22 protein-coding genes, 1 pseudogene and 1 riboswitch are annotated in these 26,362 nt (G+C 48.1%); of the genes and pseudogenes, 3 read left to right on the forward strand and 20 right to left on the reverse strand.

Translation table 11 applies throughout. The annotated features are described in order from the left end of the window. Positions 1-83 precede the first annotated feature (83 nt). Positions 84-1,343 (reverse strand): efflux RND transporter periplasmic adaptor subunit, encoded by a 1,260-nt coding sequence (locus tag K0H61_RS13775; RefSeq protein ID WP_220049991.1) that lies wholly within the window; start codon positions 1,341-1,343, stop codon positions 84-86. A gap of 362 nt (positions 1,344-1,705) precedes the next feature. Here K0H61_RS13775 and pyrC point away from each other — a divergent pair, with 362 nt between their 5' ends. Beyond that, positions 1,706-2,737 (forward strand): dihydroorotase, encoded by a 1,032-nt coding sequence (pyrC, locus tag K0H61_RS13780; RefSeq protein WP_220049993.1) that lies wholly within the window; start codon positions 1,706-1,708, stop codon positions 2,735-2,737. Positions 2,738-2,846: 109 nt separating this feature from the next. After that, positions 2,847-3,234, forward strand: a pseudogene (locus tag K0H61_RS13785) (nuclear transport factor 2 family protein). Positions 3,235-3,366: 132 nt separating this feature from the next. Here K0H61_RS13785 and K0H61_RS13790 read toward each other — a convergent pair. The 16 genes from K0H61_RS13790 to K0H61_RS13865 all read right to left on the reverse strand — a co-directional run bounded on the left by K0H61_RS13790 (position 3,367) and on the right by K0H61_RS13865 (position 17,253). Beyond that, complete coding sequence (locus tag K0H61_RS13790) at positions 3,367-4,569, reverse strand: pilus assembly PilX family protein (protein WP_220049995.1); 1,203 nt, start codon at positions 4,567-4,569, stop codon at positions 3,367-3,369. A 65-nt stretch (positions 4,570-4,634) separates the two neighbouring features. Continuing rightward, a complete protein-coding gene (locus tag K0H61_RS13795; protein ID WP_220049997.1) occupies positions 4,635-5,201 on the reverse strand; it encodes a PilW family protein in 567 nt (188 codons plus the stop codon). 8 nt (positions 5,202-5,209) lie between these two features. Then, entirely contained in the window at positions 5,210-5,623 is a 414-nt protein-coding gene (gene pilV, locus K0H61_RS13800; RefSeq protein WP_220049999.1) for a type IV pilus modification protein PilV, read from the reverse strand. Between the two features lie 37 nt (positions 5,624-5,660). After that, positions 5,661-6,107 carry a pilus assembly FimT family protein gene (locus K0H61_RS13805; RefSeq protein WP_220050000.1) on the reverse strand — a complete coding sequence of 149 codons (447 nt, stop codon included), beginning with the start codon at positions 6,105-6,107 and terminating at the stop codon, positions 5,661-5,663. Between the two features lie 25 nt (positions 6,108-6,132). Further along, positions 6,133-6,528 (reverse strand): type IV pilin protein, encoded by a 396-nt coding sequence (locus tag K0H61_RS13810; protein WP_220050001.1) that lies wholly within the window; start codon positions 6,526-6,528, stop codon positions 6,133-6,135. 642 nt (positions 6,529-7,170) lie between these two features. Continuing rightward, the gene (locus K0H61_RS13815) at positions 7,171-7,389 is read right to left on the reverse strand and encodes a hypothetical protein (protein ID WP_220050002.1); all 219 of its coding nucleotides are present in this window, start codon (positions 7,387-7,389) and stop codon (positions 7,171-7,173) included. A 329-nt stretch (positions 7,390-7,718) separates the two neighbouring features. After that, on the reverse strand, positions 7,719-8,102 hold the full coding sequence (locus K0H61_RS13820) for an MAPEG family protein (RefSeq protein WP_220050004.1): 384 nt from the start codon (positions 8,100-8,102) through the stop codon (positions 7,719-7,721). A gap of 62 nt (positions 8,103-8,164) precedes the next feature. Further along, positions 8,165-8,989 carry a cobalamin-binding protein gene (locus K0H61_RS13825; protein ID WP_220050006.1) on the reverse strand — a complete coding sequence of 275 codons (825 nt, stop codon included), beginning with the start codon at positions 8,987-8,989 and terminating at the stop codon, positions 8,165-8,167. Between the two features lie 104 nt (positions 8,990-9,093). After that, the gene (gene cobO / locus K0H61_RS13830) at positions 9,094-9,711 is read right to left on the reverse strand and encodes a cob(I)yrinic acid a,c-diamide adenosyltransferase (RefSeq protein WP_220050008.1); all 618 of its coding nucleotides are present in this window, start codon (positions 9,709-9,711) and stop codon (positions 9,094-9,096) included. A gap of 34 nt (positions 9,712-9,745) precedes the next feature. Then, a complete protein-coding gene (locus K0H61_RS13835) occupies positions 9,746-11,302 on the reverse strand; it encodes a cobyric acid synthase (RefSeq protein WP_220052725.1) in 1,557 nt (518 codons plus the stop codon). 198 nt (positions 11,303-11,500) lie between these two features. Then, positions 11,501-12,100 (reverse strand): bifunctional adenosylcobinamide kinase/adenosylcobinamide-phosphate guanylyltransferase, encoded by a 600-nt coding sequence (cobU, locus tag K0H61_RS13840; RefSeq protein ID WP_220050009.1) that lies wholly within the window; start codon positions 12,098-12,100, stop codon positions 11,501-11,503. Then, positions 12,097-12,885, reverse strand: a complete 789-nt coding sequence (locus K0H61_RS13845; protein WP_220050011.1) for an adenosylcobinamide-GDP ribazoletransferase — start codon at positions 12,883-12,885, stop codon at positions 12,097-12,099. The genes cobU and K0H61_RS13845 overlap by 4 nt, the downstream gene beginning before the upstream one ends. A gap of 90 nt (positions 12,886-12,975) precedes the next feature. After that, positions 12,976-14,025 carry a nicotinate-nucleotide--dimethylbenzimidazole phosphoribosyltransferase gene (cobT, locus tag K0H61_RS13850; protein WP_220050013.1) on the reverse strand — a complete coding sequence of 350 codons (1,050 nt, stop codon included), beginning with the start codon at positions 14,023-14,025 and terminating at the stop codon, positions 12,976-12,978. A gap of 13 nt (positions 14,026-14,038) precedes the next feature. Then, positions 14,039-15,190 carry a FecCD family ABC transporter permease gene (locus K0H61_RS13855; RefSeq protein ID WP_220050015.1) on the reverse strand — a complete coding sequence of 384 codons (1,152 nt, stop codon included), beginning with the start codon at positions 15,188-15,190 and terminating at the stop codon, positions 14,039-14,041. Then, positions 15,187-16,074, reverse strand: coding sequence for an ABC transporter ATP-binding protein (locus K0H61_RS13860; protein WP_220052726.1), 888 nt, complete (start codon positions 16,072-16,074; stop codon positions 15,187-15,189). Before K0H61_RS13860 ends, K0H61_RS13855 begins: the two co-directional genes overlap by 4 nt. Positions 16,075-16,219: 145 nt before the next feature. Continuing rightward, a riboswitch (cobalamin riboswitch) is annotated at positions 16,220-16,402 on the reverse strand. 167 nt (positions 16,403-16,569) lie between these two features. Further along, positions 16,570-17,253 (reverse strand): histidine phosphatase family protein, encoded by a 684-nt coding sequence (locus tag K0H61_RS13865; protein ID WP_220050016.1) that lies wholly within the window; start codon positions 17,251-17,253, stop codon positions 16,570-16,572. A gap of 404 nt (positions 17,254-17,657) precedes the next feature. On the opposite strand from K0H61_RS13865, the gene metH reads away from it, so the two are divergent. Then, on the forward strand, positions 17,658-21,392 hold the full coding sequence (gene metH / locus K0H61_RS13870; RefSeq protein ID WP_220050018.1) for a methionine synthase: 3,735 nt from the start codon (positions 17,658-17,660) through the stop codon (positions 21,390-21,392). A gap of 778 nt (positions 21,393-22,170) precedes the next feature. On the opposite strand, the gene K0H61_RS13875 is transcribed toward metH, so the two are convergent. From K0H61_RS13875 to lysS, 3 genes are all read right to left on the reverse strand, one after another. Beyond that, positions 22,171-23,145, reverse strand: a complete 975-nt coding sequence (locus K0H61_RS13875) for a dienelactone hydrolase family protein (protein WP_220050020.1) — start codon at positions 23,143-23,145, stop codon at positions 22,171-22,173. Positions 23,146-23,478: 333 nt separating this feature from the next. Beyond that, entirely contained in the window at positions 23,479-24,441 is a 963-nt protein-coding gene (gene pbpG, locus K0H61_RS13880; RefSeq protein ID WP_220050022.1) for a D-alanyl-D-alanine endopeptidase, read from the reverse strand. A gap of 410 nt (positions 24,442-24,851) precedes the next feature. Then, positions 24,852-26,354, reverse strand: coding sequence for a lysine--tRNA ligase (gene lysS, locus K0H61_RS13885; protein ID WP_220050024.1), 1,503 nt, complete (start codon positions 26,352-26,354; stop codon positions 24,852-24,854). Between the last annotated feature and the right edge of the window lie 8 nt (positions 26,355-26,362).

A 26,362-nucleotide genomic window follows, 5' to 3' on the forward strand; every position in this document is an offset into this window, starting at 1 on the left:
GACCCTGCACTCAATGCCTTACCTTAATGCTCAGCCGTGGGCGGTAGATGAATATTCCCTCTTTAACTCATTTGACATATTCATCAGTACAACTTCACTTGCTCGGCATGATTGAAGCTTTCGAGGCTTGAAATAACCCACTCATCCCCTGCTTTACCGCCTTCGAGTACTTCCACCTGACTCATGCTGGTGCTGCCAAGCTTAATGTCACGACGGGTCGCAACATCACCATCAATTTGATAGGCCTCTTCGCTCCCCATGTTCATAAAGGCACCCCGTTTCACCATCAGCACATTGGCCCTGTGGTCTAATAAAATACGGGCAGAAATACGTTGGTTTTGACGCAGTTTCAGGCTGTCACTTTGAGCAAACTGCACCCGAGTCGTGACCTCGCGATTACGTACCTCGGGGGAAATAGAAGACAACTTACCCATTAACTTAAGTTCGCCGAAACTCAGTTCAACCTCCATGCCTAATCCCAGTTCGTCGGCGTAGGACTCTGGCACAGCTAACTCGGCCTCATAGGCACTTAAATCCACAACGGTGAGAATGGGTTGATTAGCACTTAAGCGTGTTTTTTGCTCGGTTAACCAGTTACCGATAATGCCACCCACTGGGGCCTTGATATTGAGGGCTTCGACCTGACGTTCCAGTTCTTGTACTGCTAACGCTTGCCTGTCGACCTCGAGGGCTTTGTTTTTTAATTCAAAGGTGAGTGTATCTTTGGTGAGCGCGACTTCCTGCTCGGCATGCTTGAACTTCAGCTTAGCCTTGTGGAGTTCATCCTTCGCTTTCTCGTAATCGATTTCGCTGATGAGTTTGCTTTGGATAAGCAGATCGCCACGGCGGCTTTCGCGGTCCGCCGCCTCTAAATCCACAGTGGCCATATCTAAGGTTTGATTGACCTGCAGTTGAGTGCGTCTTGCATCTAACTTGCCACGCTCAAGCGCACTTTCCATACTGACCAATAAAGACTTGGCCTGTTCGAGTTTGTTCGTCAGGCTTGGGCTTTCGAGTTTGGCAACTAAATCCCCCTTATTCACCGTATCACCCGGATTGCTAAGCAGAGTCACTGTACCTTCTTCGGTGCTATACAGTATGGGGGCGTTGGCGGCCACAATCTTGCCAGAGGTTGCCACATCGCGGGTAAGCGTGCCGACATAGAGTTTGGCGGTGGTGATATCAGCGCGGCTCATCGATTGAGTGGCAGTTGAACTTCCAAAACTCGCCCAAACTAAGGCGCTAACTAATAGGGTACAGCAGCCCACAATCACAGGTAGTTTAAGGCGTTGGCCGGTCGATGGTGTCAGCACCACATCTTGGCCGCTGGTATCTTTAATCATGGCGAAACTCGTTTCCCTGTCGATATCCCCCTTAACGGGTTCAACGGACACAATTGCTTATGAATATCACTGTGATAGCAATGGGCGTGCCAAACTTTATAATCATTTATTTTCAAACAGTTAAATTAATTCATGTATAATTATGTCCGCGGACACCCTCGTCTAATGGCTAAAAGTGTCCGCATTAAAGAGCTAAAAGTGTCCGCATCTGAACATACAACTGAAGACAATCAGCACAGAAAATAAGCCGCCTTGGCAGATTTATTCACCTTAAGTACCGAGTTTCCCTTTACAGTAAAATCCCTGACACATAAGATCCCCGCACCCTCGCAGTAGAAACATTGATAATAACGGTTAGCCCTATGACAACACTCACTATTACCCGCCCAGACGATTGGCACATCCACTTAAGAGACGGCGCACAACTTCCAGATACAGTGCGCGACGTTAGCCGCTATATGGGCCGCGCGATTGTGATGCCAAACCTAGTTCCCCCAGCCATAGATACTGAAACTGCGCTCGCCTATTACGATCGCATTAAGGCGCAAGTGGGTAAAGGCGCGCAGTTCGAACCGTTAATGGTGTTGTACCTGACTGACAAAACCAGTCCTGACGAAATCCGCAAGGCTAAAGCCTCGGGTAAGATTGTTGCCGCTAAGCTCTACCCTGCTGGCGCAACCACTAACTCAGATTCGGGTGTAACCGATTTGAAAAACATTTACCCAGCGCTGCAGGCAATGCAGGAAGTGGGCATGTTATTCTTGGTTCACGGTGAAGTGACTGATTCATCCATCGACATCTTCGATCGCGAAAAAGTGTTTATCGAAAATACCTTAAGCAAGATCGTTACCGATTTTCCCGATCTTAAGATTGTGCTCGAGCACATCACCACTAAGGATGCGGTCGACTTTGTGACGTCAGCTTCTGACAATGTGGCAGCAACTATTACCGCCCATCACCTGCTATATAACCGCAACCATATGCTCGCCGGTGGTATTCGCCCACACTTCTACTGTTTGCCAATTTTAAAACGTAACATCCACCAGCAAGCACTGCTCGCGGCTGCCGCCAGTGGCAACAAGAAATTCTTCCTAGGCACAGACTCTGCGCCACACGCGAAAGATCGCAAAGAAGCCGCCTGTGGCTGCGCAGGTTCTTACACCGCCCACGCGGCAATCGAGCTTTATGCCGAAGCCTTCGAATCGGTCAACGCTCTGGATAAACTCGAAGCCTTTGCCAGCTTCAACGGCCCAGATTTCTACAATCTGCCACGCAACAGCGACACTATCACGCTCGTGAAAAAATCATGGGATGTGCCAGCGACTTACCCATTAGGTGATACCCAAGTGGTCCCCATTCGCGCAGGCGAAACCATCGAATGGCAAGTTGAGTAATCTTCAATAAGCTATTGATTGAATGATTGATTATATGATCGAAATGATACGGCCGCTGATGCGGCCGTATTAGTATCTGAAGTTCCAATTTGGAATGGCGTTGTGATTAATGAAAGTGTCACCCATGGCCGCTTTAAACGAGCAACCCTCAGCGCAGTCGCTGGTACAAGCGCAGCTTGAAGCCTATAACAATCACGATTTAGCCGCCTTTATCCCGCTATTTAGCGATGATGTGTGTATCTATCGCCCACCAGCAACTGAGCCTGTTATCCGTGGCAAACAGGCCTTTAGTGAGTTCTATCGGAATGAACGCTTCAATCTGCCAACCCTACATGCCGAACCTATATGCCGAAATCATGAGCCGCATGGTGGTAGGCAAAAAGGTCGTCGACCATGAAAGGATTACAGGGCTTAGAGATGAGCCCTTTGAGGTCATGGTGGTGTTTGAAGTTAAAGATGGATTGATACAAAATATGTGGAGTTTTGCGACCACTTAATTGCTATCAATCAAGTGGTGCTTGATATGCTTTCCACGTTCAGCCATTAGGCTCTGCAAAATAGCACTTAATTCGATTTAGCTAGCTTTGACACTGGCTACTTATTAAACAGGATGATGCATATCCGATTTATTAATTGGTATAAGCACTCCAATTGGTGACTTTACTTTTACTCGCAGCACCGCTGCTTGAACTATCAACCTGCCAAAGTGTCTTGGCTGCATTACCATCACTGAGTAAGGCCCACGCATTGCTCAGCGCTTGCTTATCATAGGTAAAAGCAGTTTTACCGTTACCACCACCATTAAACGTAAAGTCGAAGGTGGCATTAGCTTCACCAAAAGACCAACTATCGCCTGTTTTAACAGGGTTAGCGAACACTATCGCTCCAATAACGTTATTGTTATTGCTGCCACCACCATTAAGGGTGAATGACTGCCCCGTGACGACAATAAGCCCATCAAAATCTAGAATGTTACCAGATATGGTTAAATTCCCGACGATAACCAATATGCCTGCGCCTATGGCAGCATTACCACTCGTTGTCACATCGCCCTCATAGTAAGTAATCTTGGGTGATGCTTTAGTACCTAAATCAAAGGTCATTTTATTACCATTCCCAATCCTGATAGACCCCGCCTTTGAGGGATCATTTATCAACAAGTAGTCATATTGAGCTTTTATACCTTCGATAAATTGGTTCATTTTTTCAGGATCACCAAAGGGATCGTCGAATTTGACTTCTTTGATACCACCGACATAGTTTTGCATTCTATTAACTGGGATCTTGTTGGTAATGAGCGTGACATTCGCCGCCGAATTGGTCGCTAGCGCGGGGCCGCCATCGCCACCAGTCACAGTGAAGTTAGCGCTGTTAGCCTCTTTAAAATCCGTGATGTTACCAATAATATTCATAGCGGCCAGATTGCCACCACCGGAGCCTTTGATATACGTGCTGGAGATACAACGGCGCACCGCTGAGCCATTAATAGCCCCACAACTGACAATAGTGGCCTCATCGTCATCAAAGTCCAAACTGTCTATTTGCCAACGAGCAGCGCTGCCGCTTTGAGCTGAAACGGCAATGGCATTGATGGCGCTTCGACTCACGTCCACCTCACCCCATGATGCTTCATTATCTGGGTTATCGAGCCAAGTGACCGCGTTGACGAGCCCGGTTTCAGCGGCCATAAAAGCTTCAGAAATCTGTTTGTTATTACCGGCCATACGCTCACCTAAAAGCGAATGCCCCGATCCTGCGACGCCGATAATGGTGATGATCAGTAAAAATATCAGCCCTATGGCTAAAACCGCTCCCTTTTGTTTTGCTTGCATACAATTCCCTTTTATGCAGTTATTTATGAGTGAAAATCATTTGTTAATAGCTCAAAAACTGTCATCTAACTGGCAAACTTAACCGCTAACACGTTATTACGTATCGCGACATTAAATTCGACTAAGTGAACATGAGTTGTGGCGCCATCCTTTGAATTAAGTCCGACAGCAAGCTTAAGCATGATAGGGCTGGTACACGAAGCACTTAGATCTGAGGCAATACATTCACTCGTAAAACTCGCGCCTTGTTCCGTCATGGTTTCAGTTACACCAGCTTGAGTGCGATTTAAATTACCGCTAGCTAAGGTATAAACAATATCGCCAGCAGCTAATGTCAGAGTCAGTATACTGTTGCCGTTTGCATCGGGGACAATGCTAACCTCAGAGGCCTCTCGTACGTCCGATGCGAGCATGTCGCTGATAAGTGACAAATCGCCCTGCAACTGGGCAAACCGCTCCGTTTCGCTATAAGCCTTATTCACACTGATAAAAATCTGCGATGCACCCAGCATGACGACTAGCCCGAGTGTAAGGCTGACCATCAACTCAATGAGCGTAAACCCCGCTTGATAAGCTTTAACTTGATTGGGATTAGCTTGATTGAAGTTAAATAGTGAAATGATTTTGTGCATGGCAGGCCTCAACTACTGGGATAGAGATCGACGGAGTAGATAAACTGCGACGGCACATCATTTGCCCCAAAGCGGGACTCTCCCCACGCCACAGTAATCACATAGGTATTACCAGTGGTATTGGTTAGCGTGAGCCCCAAACCGGGTAACGACTGACGGCTATCCGTCGTCTGCTGCCAGTGTGCGAGGGATTGTTCCTGCAACTCAGTTTCGTCAAGCTGAGTATCCATGGCCATATTGGCCCAAAGACGCTCAACCACATCCATTGCAATCACACTGGCGATTGTTCTTTGATAAGCCGAATGCGCGGCCTGGAGTGACTTAAGCTGCAAAGCCGCCATCCCCAAAATCCCAAAGGCCACAATAAAGGAAGTCACCAAGACTTCTATTAGAGAAAATCCCTTTTGCTTACACTTGTTCATTCCATTTCCCATACACTTGTGCTTATAAATCTTAAGGCTATGAGCAGTTGCCATTAATCACTTTGAGGTTTCCCCCGAGTCCAACCTGTAACTGTTTTGCGTAACTGCTGTAGCTGACACTGACACAGTTATTCGTACTAGTGCGCCGACCGCGCATATCAAAACCTAAGTTGGCAGCACTCACGCTAACTACACTGCTGGACTTATCCATTTCCTTCAGTAACTCAGTGCCAGACAGTATTTGAGCCTTCCAACCAGAGGCACCCGAGGAAGTGATAGCAACTTGAATATCGGATTGGCGTTTGATCGCTTCTGACCGAGCGAAATTCGCCAATGCCAATAATTCATTGGCCTGAGTGCGTGCGGTATTTTCGCGGATCATGGCCGCAAATGAGGGGGCAGCAATGCCTGCTATGATTGCCACTATGGCCACAACGACCATAAGTTCAGTTAAGGTAAAACCTTGAATTTTTTTCGTGCTCATCCATGCGCTCGCTTTGATTGTATGGCTACCAACAGGCCTCAGGCGTCTTTGTGCCTTGGTGGGTGATAATCATGGTTTTACAGGCAACGTCTTTGTCTTGGGGGGCATTAGCCGTTGAGACTAAGGTATAAGTCCCAGCGGTGAGTTCGGTAGCCGTCACGCTGTAGTAACCGCTAGGGGAGGAAAACGCGACATCTTCGGTAATAGTGCCACCGGTATAGGCATTGGTTGAGGTGTATTGACGCTCCAGACTCTGGGCGGCATTAATCAATGCATCACGTGCATCAATCCTGCGGGTGTTACGCACATGCTCCTGATAAGACGGTAACGCAATACTGGCCAGAATGCCGACTATTGCAACGGCAACCATCAATTCAATGAGCGTAAATCCAGTGTTGATTTTGATCTTAGTGATTTCCATATCAGTCAACAATCCGTTAAAAGTCAAAAAACTGACGGAATAATAACAGCACAAATCGAAATCTGTATAGAGGTAAGTAGTTAATAATTATGTAAAGACTTACTGACTACTTCTAAAGATCATTGCCCGAGTCAGACTTAAAGGAAGAAAATCATTATATGATTGGCGTACAAGCGCTTCGGCAACGCCGTATTTATGTAAAACCGTCTTAGGGATTAATCTTGTAGTGTGTCAGGTATGTAAACCGCATAGGTGAGCAAAAGCTACTTGGACCTTAGATTTTCGAAAGGCACTATTTATTTGATTAAATTAATTTTTGATTAACCTAATTTTTGATTAATCTATGTATCAAGGCTTAAGCCGGCTCATCTTGTGGGGGGAGAATCCCACCAATTTGGATTTAACTTTGGCAGATAAACTTAGATTTGTGTTTGAATTTGTCTAAAGAACCAAACCAACACATCAAAAATGACTTTTTAGTTTGGAATGCAGACTACAAGAAAAAAACTCTAATCCCAAAGAGGGGCAAATATGGTTATTTGCCCCTCTTCGTCTGTGGCTAAACTTTTCTTTGAGCAACACTAGTTTAGCCACTTTCTCACTTTGCGCAGCAAGATCAACATTGATACGGGTGACGGTCAATTAGGTACATGTCTTATCGCGGCTGCATTCAATTGCGGCTTGGCTGGCTTCCTGAGCGAACTGCTCTAGAGCGGCCTTCGCCTTTCGCTCCTCAACCTTACGTTGCACGTGTTCGATAAAGGGCTTATCGAAAGTCTCCACTCCGTAATAGGCGGAAACATCTTGGTAAATAAACCAACATGCAGAGGCCACTAGGCCATAGATCAGAGGACGTAACATGGTATCTAAACCCCAACAAATGTATCAACGAAACTGACTATAGCTGAGGTTTTTTAGAAAGAAAACTGTCAATTTACTGGCTTAAAATCGTCAAATTAACACCAATTATCAATAGGATAGAAAACAACAAAAATCTTAAATATCATCATTTTAGCATTTGACAATAAATTGCAGCTCTAAGCCGTCAAAAAACAATAATCACCATTGGATTTTCCATGATTTTGACAATAAAAATAAGGCGCCAAAAAATCCGCAAGCAATCACCAAAAGACAAAATCTCGACGGCAACTGAGCAAAACGGCTTTTTTGGCGTATTGAGTGCAGAAAGACTAGAAGGCTTGGAAAAACACCCCAAATGAGCAGAAGATGGCCGCAAACCAAGACAATGAACGCAATGTTCCTAGGTTCATCAGATACAGCACTTGATAAACAACTCTGGCTAGCACATGCCCGATAGCAAAATACTCAGCGGTAACATTAACCTTACCCGCTGCAATCAGCGTCACGACAGCCAGACCAAAAATGAGTAACGACTCAAAAGCATTTTGGTGCCCTGCCACGGCTCTGGCACCAAAACCGGTAAGCTGTGCCTGCTGGCTGCGGGGATGATTATTGTCATACCCCCCCGCTTTAGCCATAGCAAAAGCCACGGGCATTTTACTGAGGTAGGGTAATAACATGGCGATAAAGAGGCAAATCAGTAGGGTATTCATTAACTTGGATTCCATTTATATAAAAGTATTATAGATTACCAGCAAATCACCCAATGTTAAGATTATTGTTTTTCATGCCCCCTAGCGTTATCCAAGGTTTCGCATAGCGCATTAACCCCCAGCAGCGCCCTTGGAGTTGCTCTGTGTAAAAGGTCTGCATTGAGTTGATAGATTTGTTGATTTTTAACGGCAGGAATTTCGCCCCATTGACTCCAATCCATTCCCTGAATATTGCCCTCCTCCTCGCTGCGAAGGATTACCTCAGGCATGGTCAACAGCACGTTCTCTATACTCACTTGAGGATAATCACTCGCCGCACTATAGAAGACGTTTTCCCCATGGCAGACATCAATAATTTGTTGGATCCAACTGTTTTTAGAGACCGTCATTAAGGGTGTTGACCAAAGCTGATAAAATACTTTAGGTCTGGATTTAACGGCATTTTCATCCCTAAGATTTTGTAACTGCTTGCGATAATCTGCGGCCACTTCCTTAGCTTGTGCATTATGTCCCGTTAACGCGCCTAACTCTTCGAGTTCATTGGCAACACTCTCAAGGGTCTTAGGTGAACTGCTGTAGAGTGTAAAGCCAAGGGATTTAAGCTGATGAATATCTTCGGCCTTATTGCCGCTATCCCAAACCACAATCAGGTCAGGATGCAGCTCCATAATGCGCTCAATTTGCACCCCGTAATAACCGCCTACCCGTGGCAATTTGGTCGCGGCTTGAGGGTAATCAGCATAATCGGTGGCCGCGATAATTTGATCACCCGCACCTATGGCATAAAGCATTTCAACGGCGTGGGGTGAAAGTGCCACTATTCGCTTCGCAGGCTCAGCATTTACTGTGTTTGGCAATGCAATGCAGCTTAAACTAAGGGCCAACATTAAGTTGAATCCGACTGATTTTGCTTGACTCAGTCGATAGATTATCCGCTTAAACATGATCATCCTTTTTATTGCGCATAAAGCTTGTTTTATAAGGAACTAGCCTAGTAATCAAAACCGGGCTGCGCCTTAATTCCCGCCTCGAAGGCATGCTTAATCGGCTGCACTTCGCTAACGGTGTCGGCAAGTTCGATGATGGCGCGATGACAAGCGCGGCCAGTAATAATGACATGCTGCATCGGTGGACGTTCTTTTAGGGCTGTGAGCACCCGCTCTAGATCTAGGTAGTGGTAACTCACCATATAAGTCAGTTCATCGAGAAGCAGGCATTGGATACTCTCATCCTTAAGCCATTGCTCGGCGACTTCCCATGCCTTAAGCGCGGCTGCGGTATCCTTTTCCCTATCTTGGGTTTCCCAGGTAAAACCTGTTCCCATGACTTCAAAGGCAACCCCTGCACCTTCAAGTAGTTTTCGCTCGCCACACTCCCAAGTGCCCTTAATAAATTGCACCACAGCGGCTTTATGCCCATGCCCAACGGCGCGGGCAACAGTGCCAAAACCTGCGGTGGATTTACCCTTACCGTTACCAGTAAGCACCAACAAAATGCCCTTTTCATCCTGGGCGGCAGCAATTTTAGCATCGACCCCAGCTTTAAGTTTTTGCTGGCGCGCTTTGTGGCGCTCAGCCTTTTGTTCTGAGTTATCGCTTGGCTGTTCCATTATGTCCCCTCTTCAAATCTGTCTATTGTCTTTACTATTTGCCATCGAGAATCGAATATAAACGTGGCAAATCTATATGTTCAGCGAGTACATCGGCTAAGCGCTCCAGCTGGATTTCACGCTGGGCATCAATGTCGATACCCGATGCAGCGGTAAATCCCGCCCAGCGCAGAATTAATTTTGTGGCCTCAGGGCAATCGAATAACCCATGAAGATAAGTGCCAAGGATTAATCCATCGTCACTTAAGCAGCCATCGCTCCAACTTGTTTCATTTAAAGGGCTATGACTTAAACTGCCATAAACTTCAGCATCGATCATTTCATGACAACAAAGTTGCAGTGGTGCCTTGCGCTGTTCCGTATAAGTGGACACGCCGCAATGGATTTCATAACCCTTAACAGCAATCTCAGTATCCAGCAGTGTTAATTTACCACTGACGCTTCTAAGCTGTTTTGCCACTTCAAGTTGGGTCGTTATCGGCAAATAGCCAAGGCCTTCAATCGACCCCGCGACGTCCTCGATGCCATGGGGATCGGCAATCGCTTGCCCGAGCATTTGATAGCCGCCGCAGATACCCAGCACTTTACCGCCATATCTTAAGTGGCGAGCAAGTTCTCGATCCCAGCCATGGGAACGCATAAAATTGAGATCGGCTCGCACGTTTTTACTGCCCGGTAAAATCCACAGATCCGCCGATGGGAAGCCCGATTGGGAATTAGCCGCCAGACTTTGCAATGATACATAGTCAAAATCGATATCGGGGTGCAGCCTTAAGGGATCAAAGTCGGTGTGGTTACTGATCCTAGGATAAACCAACACTCGCACCTTAAAGCGTGGCGTAGCCAGTATCGGGGATTCGTCGAACGACTTAATCGGCAGCGCATCTTCAGCATCCAAATACAAGTCATGCAGATAAGGCAAAACCCCTAACACTGGTTTTTGGGTATAGGACTCCAGCCAATCAATACCCGGTTGCAATAAACCTATGTCACCGCGAAAACGATTGATCACAAAGCCCTTCACCCTCGCTTGTTCCGAGGGCGATAACAGTGCAAGCGTGCCAACCAGATGGGCAAAAACACCGCCCTTATCGATATCGGCGATGATGATCACAGGGCAATCGACAGCCTCGGCAAAACCCATATTGGCAATATCACCCTGACGAAGATTGATCTCGGCGGGGCTACCCGCACCTTCCACCAAAATGCTTTGGAATTGCTGACTTAAGCGCGTAAAGGAGGTGATAACCGCCTCCATCGCTCGCTGCTTATACCCCGCCGAATCAGGGCCAAAAAACGCCGCCGCATCTAAGGTTTCCAAAGCTTTACCATGGACAATCACCTGCGCATTGGTATCTGAACTCGGCTTTAAAAGAATCGGATTAAAGTCCGTGTGAGGCGCAAGAAAACAGGCTGCAGCCTGCAACGCCTGAGCTCGGCCAATCTCGCCACCATCGACGGTTACCGCGCTATTTAGCGCCATATTCTGTGGCTTGAAGGGAGCCACTTTCAACCCTTCACGGGCGAGTAATCGACATATTCCAGCAACGAGGGTGCTCTTGCCCGCATCGGATGTCGTGCCTTGCACCATCAATACCTTAGCTTTTGATGGCCGAGCCGTTTTTGGCTGTTCAGCCGATAGATTGGCTTGGGTTGTGTGATTAGATACAGGCATAAAAGCGATATTGAAAATCTCTCAATGGATAAGACAAGCAATAAAAGGCGCTGTTAACAAGCGATCTACCTTATAAAGCTTGCTACTGACATGGCGACGAAAATTCGATAACTGCTATTTAAGTGTTAATGGCAACCCCGCCACAACCAGCGTGACACTATCAGCTAGCTCAGCAATGGCTTGATTTAACCAGCCCGCTTCATCGACAAATTGGCGGCTAAGTTCACCTAAGGGGACAATCCCAGAGCCAACTTCGTTGCTGACGAGAATCACCTCGCCATCAAGCTCGCTAAGCGCAGCTAAAAATTCCGTTTTGGCTCGATGCAATGCCTCGATAGGCGATGTTCGTTTGCTGCTTCTGGCAAAATCTAAGGCAAAATCTGACTCGGTCGATGCGGGTTCTTCATCATCTTGAGCGAGTAATTGATTGGTTAGCCAGAGGGTCAAACAATCAACCAAAATAACGCTATCGGGTGCGGCCAAGGCTTTTAGCTTAGCCGTTAGCGCTAAGGGTTCTTCCACCAGCTGCCAATCAATATTTGTTTCCTGACGCTGTAATTGGTGCTTAGCGATACGCGAAGCCATCTCCTCGTCTTTGGCGGTCGCCGTTGCCAGATAAATCGCTTTGGCACCTTTTAAGGCAAAGCCTTTTACCAAGGATTCACCATAGCGGCTCTTACCACTGCGGGCACCGCCTAGCACCAAATGGATCACAGGATACTACCTACAATCAGTAGCACTAAATAACAGACGATTTCGCAAATTTGCTGCGCAGCGCCTAGGGTGTCTCCGGTATAGCCACCGATTTGGCGACGGTAAATCACCACAATTAATCGGCGTAAACCTATCATCACCAACAGTAATGAAAGTGCCGCTAAGCCCTTAAGGAACAGTAACACCAACACACCGCTAGCAATCAAAATAAACAGCTCATTGATGCCTTGGTGTTGAGACAGGGGCTTAGATTTACTGGTCGCATCTTCACGCACATACTTCTCAGTAAAGATAAGACTCGCCGCAACCACGCGGCTAACTGTATGGGCAACGATTAATGCCGAACCCGCTACGACGGGGTCGTACAGGGCTAGTTCCACCAGCAATTGCCATTTGAGCACAAGGAACAACACCAGCGCGATAGCGCCAAAGCTGCCAAGGCGCGAGTCCTTCATAATACTGAGTTTTTCTTCAGCGGTATGACCACCGCCAAAGCCGTCAAAGGTATCGGCAAGGCCATCTTCGTGGAAGCCTCCCGTGAGCAACACCCCTGTGCCCATGGCGAGCAACACTGAAACCCCTGCGGGTAACCAATTTTGAGTGAGCCAGAAAACAATCGCGCACAGCAGACCAACCAATAGGCCCACCAAGCCGAAATAACGACTGGCCTTATTGAGTTTATCGGTGTCGACTTCGACCCATTTCGGCATAGGAATACGGGTAAAATAGCCCATGGCGACTAAAAACAAATCTATCTCTTTGTGCCAGCTTTCGCGCTCTGACATAAAGCTTCCTTAGTGAGTGAACACTTGCGTTGGGTTTAAGAAATCAGCTAAAAGTTTTATTTTTTAAATAAACAACTTAGCCGAGATACATCATACAACAGCCTCAATACCGGCATCACTAAAACTCGCCATTTGATTGTAAAAATTTGCTGCGGCTTGGATAAGCGGAAGCGCTAGAGCCGCCCCCGTCCCCTCACCCAACCTTAGGCCCAAATCTAATAGTGGTTTAGCCTGCAAATGAGCGAGCATAGCTTGGTGACCTTGCTCCTCGGATTGATGGGCAAAAATCAAATAATCGCGCACATTAGGCGCTATCGCGACCGCCACTAACGCCGCGGCGGTTGCAATAAAACCATCGACCACAGTCAACATATCCCGCTCCGCCGCCGCTAACATGGCACCTGTCATCTGCACAATTTCAAAGCCGCCAAGGTGGGCCAAAATCTGTTTAGGAGAATCAAGTTCACTTTGATGACGACGCAGAGCCAATTCTAGCAGCTCGGTTTTACGCGCAAGCACCTCAGTGCTAATGCCGGTACCGCGCCCGACACAATCCTTTACATCCAGCTTGAGTATGGCCGCCATAATGGCTGATGCGGCTGAACTATTGCCTATGCCCATCTCACCGATACCTATTAAATTACAACCCGCCTGACAATGACGCTCGACCAACTGGCGCGCCATTTCAAACCCTTTATCCACCGTGGCAATATCCATCGCAGGAGCCAAATGGATGGCTTGAGTCCCCGCCCCAAGGCGCTGCAAGCAAATGCCTTCAGCCTTAGAAGGAGTCAAGATACCGCAATCAATCACTTCCAATTGCCAACCGAGCTGACGGCAAAACACATTGATGGCCGCGCCGCCATTGGCAAAGTTTTGCACCATTTGCGCAGTGACTTCACTCGGCGCAATTGAAATGCCTTCGCGGGCTATGCCATGGTCACCTGCGAAGACCAGCATGGTTGGAGCGTTAATCTTTAGGCATTCAGCTCCTTGAATACGGGCAATTTGCAGTGCAAGGGATTCAAGTTTGCCAAGTGAGCCCTGGGGTTTAGTTTTCAAATCGATTTTCTGCGCTATAACACCATCGTTAAGATGACTAACAGGCGTAATCTGAAATAACACTTCTACGTTAGACATTGCACAAACCTTATCAGATGGATACCCTGCGACGACGCAGGATCAGCAAAAAGAAAAAACTACCGATCGCGGCGGTAATAATGCCCACGGGTAATTCCTGATTGCCTAATAAACAGCGCGCCAGCACATCGACCCATACCATAAATAACCCGCCAATCAGTGCCGTTAACACTATCGGCTGACGGCCTGGGAATAACATCCGCACCGTATGGGGCACCATCAAACCCACAAAGCCAATACCACCGCAGGTAGCCACTAGTATGGCGGTGATGAGTGAGCACAGCAGTAACATATTGAGCCTAAGTTTAGGCACGTTCACCCCTAAGGTATGGGCGGTTTCATCCCCCGCCTGCAGGGCGAGGATCTGCCGTTTATAGGCCAGAATAACAACTAAACTGGTACCAATGACAAGTGCAGGTAATAACAGTAAAGACCAACTGGCCTTGGCAAAACTGCCCAGGCTCCAAAACAGCACCGAGGCAGTGGCCTGCGGGCTAGCAAAATACAGCAATAAACTGGTCAGAGCGCCAAACATAAAAGAGGTGGCAACGCCCGAGAGCAACATGCGTTCGACTTGACTGTTAAGCCCAAGACCAGAAAGTGCTAACACAATCAACACAGACAAACTGGCGCCAATAAAGGCGCCTAGCGGTAAACTAAACCACAGCAGTGTATGCACACCAAATGAGCCGCCGAGGGCGCCGCTGAACAATCCTTCACTGATACTGGTATCGAGATTGCCCAATGGAGAAAACAGGGTCAACATCACCACTGCGCCAAAGGATGCCCCCGAACTAATCCCAAACAGGTAAGGATCGGCCAAGGGATTACGAGTCACGGTTTGCAACACACTGCCAGCAAGTGACAGGCCTGCGCCAGCAACAAAGGCCAACAGAATACGCGGCAGACGCAGCTCAAACACGATTCTATCGAGCATTGAGCGGGTGACAGGCTGAATCTCGGATGAGAAAAGTTGATTGAATTTACTGATAAATACATGCAGCACATCCACAAAGCCTGAGCTTGCCGCACCAAAACTTGCCGCCGCAATCGGGGTAATAAGGGCAAAGACCACCAATCCCAAGATAAGCCACTGCTGGGCTCCCAAGGGGGTGAGAATCGGTGCAAGTAGTTGCCCCATGGCATATTTAAACGACTGTCTCATTGATTACCCCCGCAAACTTCCCTAGGGTTATTCCCAGATGACTCTGACCGCCGAGTGTTATCATCGCTATTTGTCACACCGTAGTAATAGTTAATTTGTGGATTTCCATGGTCTGGATGGGTCGTCACTCGCGCCTTAATGCCAAACACCTCATCAATACTGGCCTCGGTTAACACTTGTTTAGGCGCCCCCTTAGCCACGACTTCGCCCTTGTCTAACAGCAACAGGCTATCGCACAGGGCGCTGGCAAGATTTAAGTCATGGATAGAAGCAATGACGCTGATGCCAAGGCTGCGCACTAAGGTCAGAATTTGAATTTGATATCGCACATCTAAGTGGTTGGTGGGCTCATCTAAAATCAGCAATTTAGGCTGCTGCACTATAGCGCGGGCAATCAGTGCGCGCTGTTTTTCACCGCCCGATAAACGCTCGTATTGTTGATTGCTCTTATGGCTTAATCCCACTTTAGCCAGAGCCTGATTCACTCTGTCGGTATCGATGTGGGAATGACTCTCGAACATGCCCTTGTGCGGCGTGAGGCCCATGGCAACAATTTGCGCGGCGCTCATCTCGAAGTAATGGGGTGTATCTTGCTGCACCACAGCCACCTGACGGGCAAAAGTCTTAGGGGAAAATAGTCCAATATCCTGACCGAAAAGGCTGATACTCCCCTCCGTTGGTTGGATAAAACGGTACAGACAGCGTAGCAGGCTAGACTTTCCCGCACCGTTAGGACCTATCAAGCCGAGCATTTCACCCTGATTAAGGGTAAAACTCACCTGAGATAAAATAGCCTTGTCATCGTGACGCCAGCTTAATTGCTGCACATTGAGGGCGAGTGAGATTGGCGTTGGCTCAGACGAAGGCTTAACAGCCTCTGGCATACCGATAGATGGAGCAGGCTTCACTTAAGGCTTGCCCCCATAAAATAGACCGCCGCAACCTGCATCTTGCAGGCTAACAGCACAACTGGCGTTGATATCATCTTCTGCTCCCCCGAGTTACCCGCTCGAGAATTAAAGCTGCACGCAGCGATAACAGAATTAGGCAGGTCTCCTGACTCGAGGTGAAATTCACCCCTCACAGTTGCGGGCACAGTTCGGGCAGGCAGTTGAGCTTCCCGATTCCCTATTATGTTTGGGTTGATTTAACTTAAGCTGTGGCGCTCGCCATTTAGGTTAAATTCCCAACACCTAACTCTGCGATAGTTGTACGGTATAGTGGCGTTTTCACTATCCATTCAGCTATCTGGGGCTAGCATTATCCTATATCCTGCCGTTTAGGCAATGCTGTTTAAAACTTAAATTACAGTTAAATAATTCATCATCTCCTCAAGACTAAGTGCTAGATGCTAGGTTATAGGAGCTAGAGACTTGGTGCTAAGTAGAAGAAGTTGGCCACTCTAATTGCCAGTAACGCGTGCCATTTGCCTCTTGCAAGACTTCAATGGTCACCAGAGCACCATAGGGCAGCGATAATTGCCTATAGAATCCCGCCACCCTCACCGCACCTAAGGCGCGTGCCATTAAATGCCGAATCACACCGCCATGGGTAATCACCCAGATATGCTCGCTTTGCATTTGCGCTGCCAATTGAGATTCATTAGCTTGTTTTGATTGGGTTAATGCCATAAAGCTGTTTTCAAAAACATTATCTAAGATGCTATCGATAGCAGCATCGACACGCGCTTCAAATTGCGCCATGCTCTCGCCATTGGGCGGCGCTATCGCCCACGGATTTTGCCAATAGGCATCAAGCATGTCACCACATTCCTGATATAAGGCATCGAAGCTTTGGCCATCCCAGTCACCAAAATCCGCCTCCTTAAGTCCATCGACAAGGGAGAGTTTATCCTTAAATTGCTTAGCAAAATCGGCGCAGCGTCTTAGGGGCGAGCTATAGATTGCATGACAAGTATCAATAGCAAACTCGGAATGTTTGGCCACTGCCGCAGCCATCTGCTGCCAGCCGTTCTTAGTGAGCGACACATCGGTTCGCCCCCTTAAAATTGCCCCGCCCTCACATTCACCGTGGCGCAGCAGTAATAATCTCACTCGCTTCATCGACACTCCCCTGCTTCACTGACAATCAACGCTTACAACCACTTCTTTCTAGCAGCGCCCGCAATCGGGTACACTGCCATTGCAATTCGAATACTTAAAAACCGATGCGGTGCCATTACAGCCAAGCCCAAAGTCCCCTAGATGATCAACTTCACCTTAGACTTTGATTTAGCCTTGCCCTGATAAACCCATGTCGCGTATTATGGACGTCTATACGTTTAAATGTCCAAATGAGTTTAAACTGAATTGCCACTGCAAGCATCAGGCGATGTAGTGACAACATAAAACAAAAAGCTAATAAAATTAGCGATAAATATTAGAATCATCGAAGGCGAAAGTAGGTTGCACTCCACATAGGGTGGCGACTTTTAGACATAATCTAGCTGTAGTAAAGGTAATAATTTATGGCGATACCGAGAGCAAAAGCTGGCCAAATCCTGGCTGACATTCGTAATCAGCTTGAGCAACGTATTCTTATCCTAGACGGTGCCATGGGTACTATGATCCAAGGCTACAAGCTAGAGGAAGCGGATTATCGCGGCGAGCGCTTCAAGGATTGGCATACCGATGTGAAGGGCAATAACGATTTGTTAGTGCTCACTCAGCCGCAGATCATCAAGCAAATTCATATCGACTACCTCAATGCCGGTGCCGATATCATTGAAACCAATACCTTTAACGCCACCACTATCGCCATGGCCGACTACGATATGCAGTCCTTGTCCGCCGAGATTAACCGTGAAGGTGCCCGCCTTGCCCGCGAGGCCTGTGATGAAATCGAAAAAGCCACGGGCAAACCGCGCTACGTGGCCGGAGTGCTCGGGCCCACTAACCGCACTTGCTCTATCAGCCCAGATGTGAACGACCCCGGCTTTCGCAATATTCACTTCGATGAGTTAGTGACCGCTTACTGCGAATCAACCAAAGCGCTAATTGAAGGCGGCGCCGATATCATTATGGTCGAGACCATTTTCGATACCTTAAACGCTAAGGCCGCATTGTTCGCCATCGAAACCGTATTTGATGAACTTTTTGGGCCAAATTCGCCAGACCGTTTACCTGTGATGATTTCAGGTACTATTACCGATGCCTCTGGCCGAACACTTACCGGACAAACCACCGAAGCCTTTTACAATTCCCTTCGCCATATCAAGCCCTTATCCATCGGCCTTAACTGCGCCCTCGGGCCAAAAGAGCTTCGCCCTTACGTCGAAGAATTATCTCGCATTGCCGAATGCTATGTGTCTGCGCACCCTAACGCGGGTCTGCCGAACGAATTTGGTGGCTACGATGAAACCCCAGAGGATATGGCGCGGGTTATTCAAGAATGGGCGAGTGAAGGGCTGCTGAATATCATCGGCGGCTGCTGTGGTAGCACGCCTGCCCACATCAAAACCATTCGCGAAGCGGTTGAAGCCCACTCGCCACGTGTACTGCCAGAGATCCCCGTCGCCTGCCGTTTATCGGGTTTGGAACCACTCACTATCGACGCTCAAACCCTGTTTGTGAACGTAGGCGAGCGTACCAACGTCACGGGCTCGGCCAAGTTCCTCAAACTGATTAAAGAAGGCAAATTTGAACAGGCGCTCGATGTCGCCCGCGAGCAGGTTGAAAGCGGCGCGCAGATCATCGACATCAACATGGACGAAGGCATGCTCGATGGCGTCGAGGTGATGCATAAGTTCTTAAATCTTATCGCCTCAGAGCCGGATATCAGCCGCGTGCCGATTATGATCGACTCCTCTAAGTGGGAAGTGATTGAAGCAGGCCTCAAATGTATTCAAGGTAAGGGGATTGTTAACTCTATCTCCTTAAAAGAAGGCGAAGAGAAATTTATTGAGCAGGCGACCTTAGTAAAACGCTACGGTGCCGCGGCCATTATCATGGCCTTCGACGAGCAGGGTCAGGCCGATACTAAGGCGCGCAAAGTTGAAATCTGTACCCGCGCCTACCGCGTGCTGGTCGATAAAGTCGGTTTTCCGCCAGAAGACATTATCTTCGACCCGAACATCTTCGCTATCGCAACTGGTATCGATGAGCACGATAACTATGCCGTCGATTTTATCGATGCCATTAAAGAGATTAAGGCCACCCTGCCCCATGCGATGATTTCGGGCGGTGTGTCGAACGTGTCATTCTCCTTCCGCGGCAATAACCCAGTACGTGAGGCTATTCACGCGGTATTCCTGTACCACGCGATTAAAGTCGGCATGGATATGGGTATCGTTAACGCGGGCCAATTAGCGATTTACGACGATATCGACCCAGAACTGAAGGACAAGGTCGAAAACGTCGTGCTCAACCTGCCTTGTCCAGTTGACGGTTCGAGCAATACCGAACAGCTTTTAGATATTGCCGAAAAATTCCGTGGCGACGGCGCAACTGCCGCCAAGAAGGAAGATCTAGAATGGCGCTCATGGCCGGTGAATCAGCGTTTAGCCCACGCGCTAGTAAAAGGTATTACCGAATTTATCGATGAAGATACCGAAGCAGCGCGCCAACTTGCCACAAGACCACTCGATGTGATCGAAGGTCCGCTGATGGACGGCATGAATATAGTTGGTGACCTCTTTGGCTCAGGCAAAATGTTCCTGCCACAGGTGGTAAAATCAGCTCGGGTAATGAAAAAAGCCGTTGCCTACCTTAACCCGTTTATCGAACTCGAAAAAGTCGAAGGCCAGTCCAACGGCAAGATTTTAATGGTTACCGTTAAAGGCGACGTACACGATATCGGCAAGAACATTGTCGGCGTGGTACTGGCCTGTAACGGTTTCGAAGTGGTCGATTTAGGCGTGATGGTGTCGGTCGAAAAAATCCTCGAGGCCGTGAAAGAACACAATATCGATATTATCGGTATGTCGGGGCTGATTACCCCAAGTCTCGATGAAATGGTGCATAACGTGAAAACCTTCCACCGTGAAGGCCTTACCATTCCAGCGATTATCGGCGGCGCAACCTGCTCTAAAATCCATACCGCGGTGAAAATTGCGCCCCATTATCCCCATGGCGCCATCTACATTGCCGATGCGTCACGTGCTGTGCCTATGGTGAGCAAACTCGTCAGCAACGAAACCCGCCAGACGACAATCGATGAAACCTACGCCGAATACGAAGAGATGCGCGTTAAGCGTTTATCCCAAACCAAGCGTAAGGAAATTGTGTCCTTAGAAGCCGCCCGTGAAAATCGCTGCCAGCACGACTGGGCGAACTACACCCCGTTCAAGCCAAATGTACTGGGTCGTCAAGTGTTTGAAGACTATCCATTAACCGACTTAGTGGATCGTATCGATTGGACGCCGTTCTTCCGCGCTTGGGAGCTGCATGGCCACTACCCCGAGATCCTAAGCGATAAGGTAGTTGGCGTTGAGGCGCAAAAACTGTTCGCCGATGGTCAAGCCATGCTGAAAAAAATCATCGACGAAAAATGGCTCACCGCCAAGGCCGTGATTGGCTTATTCCCCGCTAATACCGTTAACCATGACGATATCGAGCTTTATACCGATGAAACCCGCACAGAGGTAGAAATGACTACCCATCACCTGCGGATGCAGCTTGAGCGTGTGGGTAACGATAACTTCTGCTTGGCCGACTTTGTGGCACCAAAGGACAGCGGTGTTGCCGACTATATGGGCGGTTTTGCGGTCACCGCAGGCCATGGTATCGACGAGCACGTGGCACGCTTTGAAGCCAACCACGACGACTACAACGCCATTATGCTCAAATGCTTAGCCGACCGTTTAGCCGAGGCCTTTGCCGAGCGGATGCACGAGCGCGTGCGCAAGGAATTCTGGGGTTATGCGGCAGATGAAGCCTTAAACAACGAAGCCTTAATTCGCGAGAAATACAAAGGTATCCGCCCAGCACCGGGTTATCCAGCCTGCCCGGATCACACCGAAAAAGGCCTGCTGTGGGACTTGTTAAAGCCGAATGAAACCATCGACTTAAACATTACCGAAAGCTACGCCATGTTCCCCACCGCTGCGGTATCTGGCTGGTACTTCGCCCATCCAAAATCCCGCTACTTTGGAGTAACCAACATCGACCGCGATCAGGTGGAGGATTACGCTAAGCGTAAAGGGATGACAGTGAGTGAGACGGAGAAGTGGTTAGCACCAATACTTGATTATGACCCAGAATAGAGAGTGATCCCGAGTAATCATTAAGACTCATTAAGACCCAAGTTTCACTTGGGTGATTAGACTTTTAAGGGGCTAAGTAATAGCCCCTTATTTTTGGGTTTTAATTTGGAAATTTAAATATTAAAACAAAAGCTTAAAGTCGTGGGGCTTCACCCCACACCCGACCAAGGAGGACTGCTCGTCCTATCGTCCTTGCCAATTGTTTTCACATCAGCCAAGACGCCCCTTCTGAGTTGAAAGCCCCTCGGGCATTCGCTGTTCTTATGCTACCGCGTCAGACGCTCGTCCCTGATTCGACTGACGCTATCTCGGCATCCATGCCTCGCCCACGCAACGAACACCAATGCCCTTCGGCAACTCCGAGGCAGGGTGTTTTCCTGAGCATTTGAGGCACTTTTTAAGTCAGAAATGAGAACCTATAAAAAGGGTTAGTTAAGTATACAAGGATTGAGGATTACACCATCCCCTCGGAGTTGCCGCAGGGCGAATAGGCAAATTGCGTGAGTCGGTCATGGATGACCGACTAGCTTTCGCAGGTGCAGGGACGCATCCTTCGGAAGCGATAGCAAATTTGACTATGAGGCCAAGGGGCTTTCAACTCCATTGGGGAAACGGCAGGGAGTTCCAAGAGGGGATTGCTGTTGATCCCCTCTTGGTCGGGTGTGGGTTGAAGACCCACGACTTTAAACATATCTCGGCCGGTAGGCCGCAATTCCAAACTAAGCCAGTTCAACTTAACGAACTAACAAGCTCGGTATGAAAGGAACACAATTTCCAATTAGGGATTTAAGTATTTCCCAAAATACGCCAGAGTCCTCTCCCAGGCGAATTCTGCCGTTGCCTCGTCATAACGGCCTGTCGAGTCATTATGAAACCCATGATTTACCTTGGGATAGAGATAGGCCACATAGTCGGCTTGATTAGCTTTAAGCTGCGCTTCGTATTCAGGCCAAGTGTCATTCACCCTTTGATCCAATTCAGCAAACTGCAACATTAATGGACCTTTCACCTTTGCACGCAGCTCTTTGGCCGCAGGGGTGCCATAGAAAGGAACACCGGCGGCTAACTCATCGGGAATAGTCGCGGCCAGCATATTGACTATATAGCCACCGAAGCAGAAACCGACGGCGCCGAGTTTGCCATTGCTATTAGGATGAGCCTTTAAAAAGCGCGCGGCGGCAATAAAATCCTGCTCGATTTTACTTCTGTCAAGACTGGCCTGCATGGCGCGGCCGGTATCGTCATTGCCAGGGTATCCGCCGAGGCTGTAAAGCGCATCGGGTGCGAAGGCGATATAGCCCTTAGCGGCGAGGCGACGGGCAACATCTTCAATGTAGGGATTGAGTCCTCGGTTCTCATGCACCACCAGCACTACGGGCGCTTTCTTGGTGGGATCGAGGGTTTTAGGTTCACCCGCTTCTTTGCCTGCGATCAACAGACTATTGGGAATAACCAAATAGCCACGGCCCTCGCCAAAACCCTCTGGGGATGGGAACTTCACATAACTTGGCAGGATGTTAGGATCATTGAAATTGATCTGCTCGGCCATGGCATAGTTTGGCATCAAGGCACCCGTTAGCGCCGTCATGCTATAGCCGAGGGCCACAAGTCCTGCGAGACGCTTCATAAACTCGCGCCTATCGATTACACCATGGGCATATTCATCGTACCAATCGAAGGCTTCCTGCGGGATAGGACGAGCAGTTGTATTGGCTCGCGTAGCGGTTTTATCGGGGCAAAGTTGGGATGTCATCGTTCTGTCTCCATAGAACAAGCTAACCACAATGAGGCAATTCCATAAGCTTGTGGGGTAATAAGCTGCTGTTAACTGATTAAAGATAATGGAATAAAGCTGATAAAATCAATTGGCCATACATATTTTAATCGAGTCAACAAGTAACAAACGGTGACGATAAAATAGATTGAGAAGACAAGAGGTGAAGAAATGGATTAAACGGTTTTGCGACTGAGGATTTTCGCACGCTACAGAGCTTATAAAAACGAAAAAGGCCAGACATCATCTGGCCTTTTTACTACATGATGGGGTTAAGTAAAGCGGTCGAAACTGGGCTTCACCTAAGTCCTTTTAGGTTTCACTTACCTTTGCCAGTTGTTGGCTGCGCTGCTTTTTATAGCGTTTCGCTTCGGCGGGCAGCGGTGAGACTTTGCCTGTCTCTAACCAGTTTCTCACTCGGTTAGCATCCGCTAAATGGGTGTATTTACCGTAGGCATCGAGCACCACAAAAGCTACCTGACGTTTCGCCATTTCGGTACGCATTACCAGGCAATGGCCTGCAGGATTGGTAAAGCCAGTTTTAGTCAAGTGAATGTTCCAGTTATCCTTTGAGACTAAACGGTTAGTATTACGGAAATCTAGGCTGTATTTTGGCTTAGCAAAGGTCACTGTTTTCTTTTCGGTCGAACTGAGTTCACCCAGCATTGGATAACCCTGACTCGCCTTAAGCAGTACCACTAAATCGCGCGCACTTGAGACGTTTTTAGCAGATAACCCAGTTGGTTCAACATAACGGGTATTCTTCATCCCAAGGGCTTTAGCCTTATCGTTCATAGCCCGAATAAACGCCTTATAACCACCAGGGTAGTGGTGCGCTAAACTGGCTGCCGCACGGTTTTCCGATGACATTAATGTCAGCAGTAACATTTCCTTACGGCTGATCACGCTGCCAATACGTACACGGGAATAAACACCGCGCATCTCCTTTGTGTCTTTAATATTGATATCCAGCTTTTCATCCATAGGCAGCTTGGCATCAAGTACGACCATGGCTGTCATCAACTTTGTGACAGAGGCAATGGGGCGAACCGTATCAGGGTTACTTGAATAGAGAATTTCATTGGTTTTTAGGTCGACCACTAACGCACTGTTTGCCGCGACTTCCTGGTGTTTTGAGGTGCTATTATTTGCAGCCGCTTTGCTCACTGGGGTTTTGGTAGCGACAGAGGCCGAATCGGCACTAAAAGCTGTCGGAACAACAGCAAGGCTGCCGCACATCAGGATAAAACTACCAAGTAAAGATGGGATCTTCATTGAAAATTCACTGAGTTGTTATTAGTCAAAAGTGCAAGGCACTATCATTTTGCTAAGTATAAGAGGTATATGAACAAAGGAATAGAACAGAGAACGACATTTATGAGCAATATCAGCAGTTTTTGTACAATTCTTGAAATAAAATAACAGCTTAAACAATCAAATTAATCGAATAATCAAGCAACTAACTCAAGCTATCCGTCAAATTTTCAGCATTTGTCACCATAAAGTGAATTTAAATTGGAAATTAATCCTAAAAAACAACGCAGAATCGCATCCGATATTTTAATCCAACGAACAAAGGTTGGCAGTGTTTAGCGAACGCTTTTCGATTCACAGCATAAAAAAACCAGCCCGAGGGCTGGTTTTTATTCATAAGCAGTGGTTACCTGCTCACTCACTTATGGCGATCAAGCCTGTGGGCGCATCGCTGGGAACAGGATCACGTCACGGATAGTGTGAGTGTTAGTGAATAGCATCACTAAACGGTCAATACCGATACCTTGACCCGCTGTTGGTGGTAAACCGTGCTCTAATGCAGTGATGTAGTCTGCATCGTAGAACATGGCTTCGTCGTCACCGGCGTCTTTCGCATCAACCTGCGCTTTAAAGCGGCTGTCCTGATCTTCAGCATCGTTTAATTCGCTGAAACCGTTAGCCACTTCACGGCCACCGATGAAGAACTCAAAACGGTCGGTGATGAAGTGGTTGTCATCGTTACGACGTGCCAGTGGCGAAATGTCCGCTGGGTAGCCAGTGATGAAGGTAGGCTGCATTAATTGCCATTCAGCGGTTTCACCGAAGATTTCTTCTAATAGCTGACCACAGGTCCAGAACTTCTCGATCTTAATGCCAAGGCTGATAGCCAGTTCACGCATGAATTCGAGATCTTTCACTTGCTCGTAGGTCATAGCCTGGATAGTTGCGTTATCAGGATTGTACTTCTGAATCGCTTCTAACATGCTCAGACGGGCATATGGACCACCGAAATCAACGGTGTGCTCGCCGTATGGCATTTGCGCGCTGCCTAATAGCTCAATCGCGATAGAGCTTAATAGCTCTTCGGTTAAGTCCATCAGATCTTTGTAGTCGGCGTAGGCCATATAGAATTCCATCATAGTGAATTCTGGGTTGTGGCGTGGCGACAGACCTTCGTTACGGAAGTTACGGTTGATTTCGAATACACGCTCAAAACCACCAACCACTAAACGCTTGAGATACAACTCAGGGGCGATACGCAGGTACATTGGCATGTCCAGCGCGTTGTGGTGAGTGATAAATGGACGGGCTGAAGCGCCGCCTGGGATCACGTGCATCATTGGGGTTTCAACTTCCATGAACTCTTTTTTGATCATGAAGTTACGGATAGCTGCAACCACTTTAGAGCGCATCATAAAGGCTTGACGAGACTCTTCGTTAACGATTAAGTCAACGTAACGTTGGCGGTAACGGGTTTCTTGGTCGGTTAAGCCGTGGAATTTTTCAGGCAGAGGACGCAGCGCTTTAGTCAGCAGTTGGTACTCTTCCATGTTCACGTACAGATCGCCTTTGCCAGACAAGTGCAGTTGACCGGTTACGCCGATGATGTCACCGATATCCAGACCTTGGTATCTGTCTTTCAGATCCGCTTGTACGCCCTTTTCAGCGTAGGCTTGGATTCGACCTGACACGTCTTGAATTACCAAGAATGGACCGCGTTTTGCCATGATACGGCCAGCGATGCTGGTTTTAAAACCTAAGGCTTCGAGTTCTTCCTTCGTGTTTTGACCGTAAGTCGCCTGTAACTCAGCCGCTTTGTGGGTGCGACGGAAGGTATTAGGGTGAGCATTAGCGCTGCAGTTCGGGCGAATGCTTTCTAGCTTGGCACGGCGCTCGGCGATCAGTTTGTTTTCATCTTGTACTTGTTCAGTCATCTTTTTTC

The sequence above is a fragment of the Shewanella acanthi genome (assembly GCF_019457475.1).
GTDB lineage: Bacteria > Pseudomonadota > Gammaproteobacteria > Enterobacterales > Shewanellaceae > Shewanella > Shewanella acanthi.

Excerpts from the sequence above, each read along its gene's own strand:
- K0H61_RS13775 (WP_220049991.1), bottom strand. The coding sequence starts at position 1,343 with ATGATTAAAGATACCAGCGGCCAAGATGTGGTGCTGACACCATCGACC.
- pyrC (WP_220049993.1), top strand. The coding sequence starts at position 1,706 with ATGACAACACTCACTATTACCCGCCCAGACGATTGGCACATCCACTTA.
- K0H61_RS13790 (WP_220049995.1), bottom strand. The coding sequence starts at position 4,569 with ATGCAAGCAAAACAAAAGGGAGCGGTTTTAGCCATAGGGCTGATATTT.
- K0H61_RS13795 (WP_220049997.1), bottom strand. The coding sequence starts at position 5,201 with ATGCACAAAATCATTTCACTATTTAACTTCAATCAAGCTAATCCCAAT.
- pilV (WP_220049999.1), bottom strand. The coding sequence starts at position 5,623 with ATGAACAAGTGTAAGCAAAAGGGATTTTCTCTAATAGAAGTCTTGGTG.
- K0H61_RS13805 (WP_220050000.1), bottom strand. The coding sequence starts at position 6,107 with ATGAGCACGAAAAAAATTCAAGGTTTTACCTTAACTGAACTTATGGTC.
- K0H61_RS13810 (WP_220050001.1), bottom strand. The coding sequence starts at position 6,528 with ATGGAAATCACTAAGATCAAAATCAACACTGGATTTACGCTCATTGAA.
- K0H61_RS13815 (WP_220050002.1), bottom strand. The coding sequence starts at position 7,389 with ATGTTACGTCCTCTGATCTATGGCCTAGTGGCCTCTGCATGTTGGTTT.
- K0H61_RS13820 (WP_220050004.1), bottom strand. The coding sequence starts at position 8,102 with ATGAATACCCTACTGATTTGCCTCTTTATCGCCATGTTATTACCCTAC.
- K0H61_RS13825 (WP_220050006.1), bottom strand. The coding sequence starts at position 8,989 with ATGTTGGCCCTTAGTTTAAGCTGCATTGCATTGCCAAACACAGTAAAT.
- cobO (WP_220050008.1), bottom strand. The coding sequence starts at position 9,711 with ATGGAACAGCCAAGCGATAACTCAGAACAAAAGGCTGAGCGCCACAAA.
- K0H61_RS13835 (WP_220052725.1), bottom strand. The coding sequence starts at position 11,302 with ATGGTGCAAGGCACGACATCCGATGCGGGCAAGAGCACCCTCGTTGCT.
- K0H61_RS13845 (WP_220050011.1), bottom strand. The coding sequence starts at position 12,885 with ATGTCAGAGCGCGAAAGCTGGCACAAAGAGATAGATTTGTTTTTAGTC.
- cobT (WP_220050013.1), bottom strand. The coding sequence starts at position 14,025 with ATGTCTAACGTAGAAGTGTTATTTCAGATTACGCCTGTTAGTCATCTT.
- K0H61_RS13855 (WP_220050015.1), bottom strand. The coding sequence starts at position 15,190 with ATGAGACAGTCGTTTAAATATGCCATGGGGCAACTACTTGCACCGATT.
- K0H61_RS13860 (WP_220052726.1), bottom strand. The coding sequence starts at position 16,074 with ATGCCAGAGGCTGTTAAGCCTTCGTCTGAGCCAACGCCAATCTCACTC.
- K0H61_RS13865 (WP_220050016.1), bottom strand. The coding sequence starts at position 17,253 with ATGAAGCGAGTGAGATTATTACTGCTGCGCCACGGTGAATGTGAGGGC.
- metH (WP_220050018.1), top strand. The coding sequence starts at position 17,658 with ATGGCGATACCGAGAGCAAAAGCTGGCCAAATCCTGGCTGACATTCGT.
- K0H61_RS13875 (WP_220050020.1), bottom strand. The coding sequence starts at position 23,145 with ATGACATCCCAACTTTGCCCCGATAAAACCGCTACGCGAGCCAATACA.
- pbpG (WP_220050022.1), bottom strand. The coding sequence starts at position 24,441 with ATGAAGATCCCATCTTTACTTGGTAGTTTTATCCTGATGTGCGGCAGC.
- lysS (WP_220050024.1), bottom strand. The coding sequence starts at position 26,354 with ATGACTGAACAAGTACAAGATGAAAACAAACTGATCGCCGAGCGCCGT.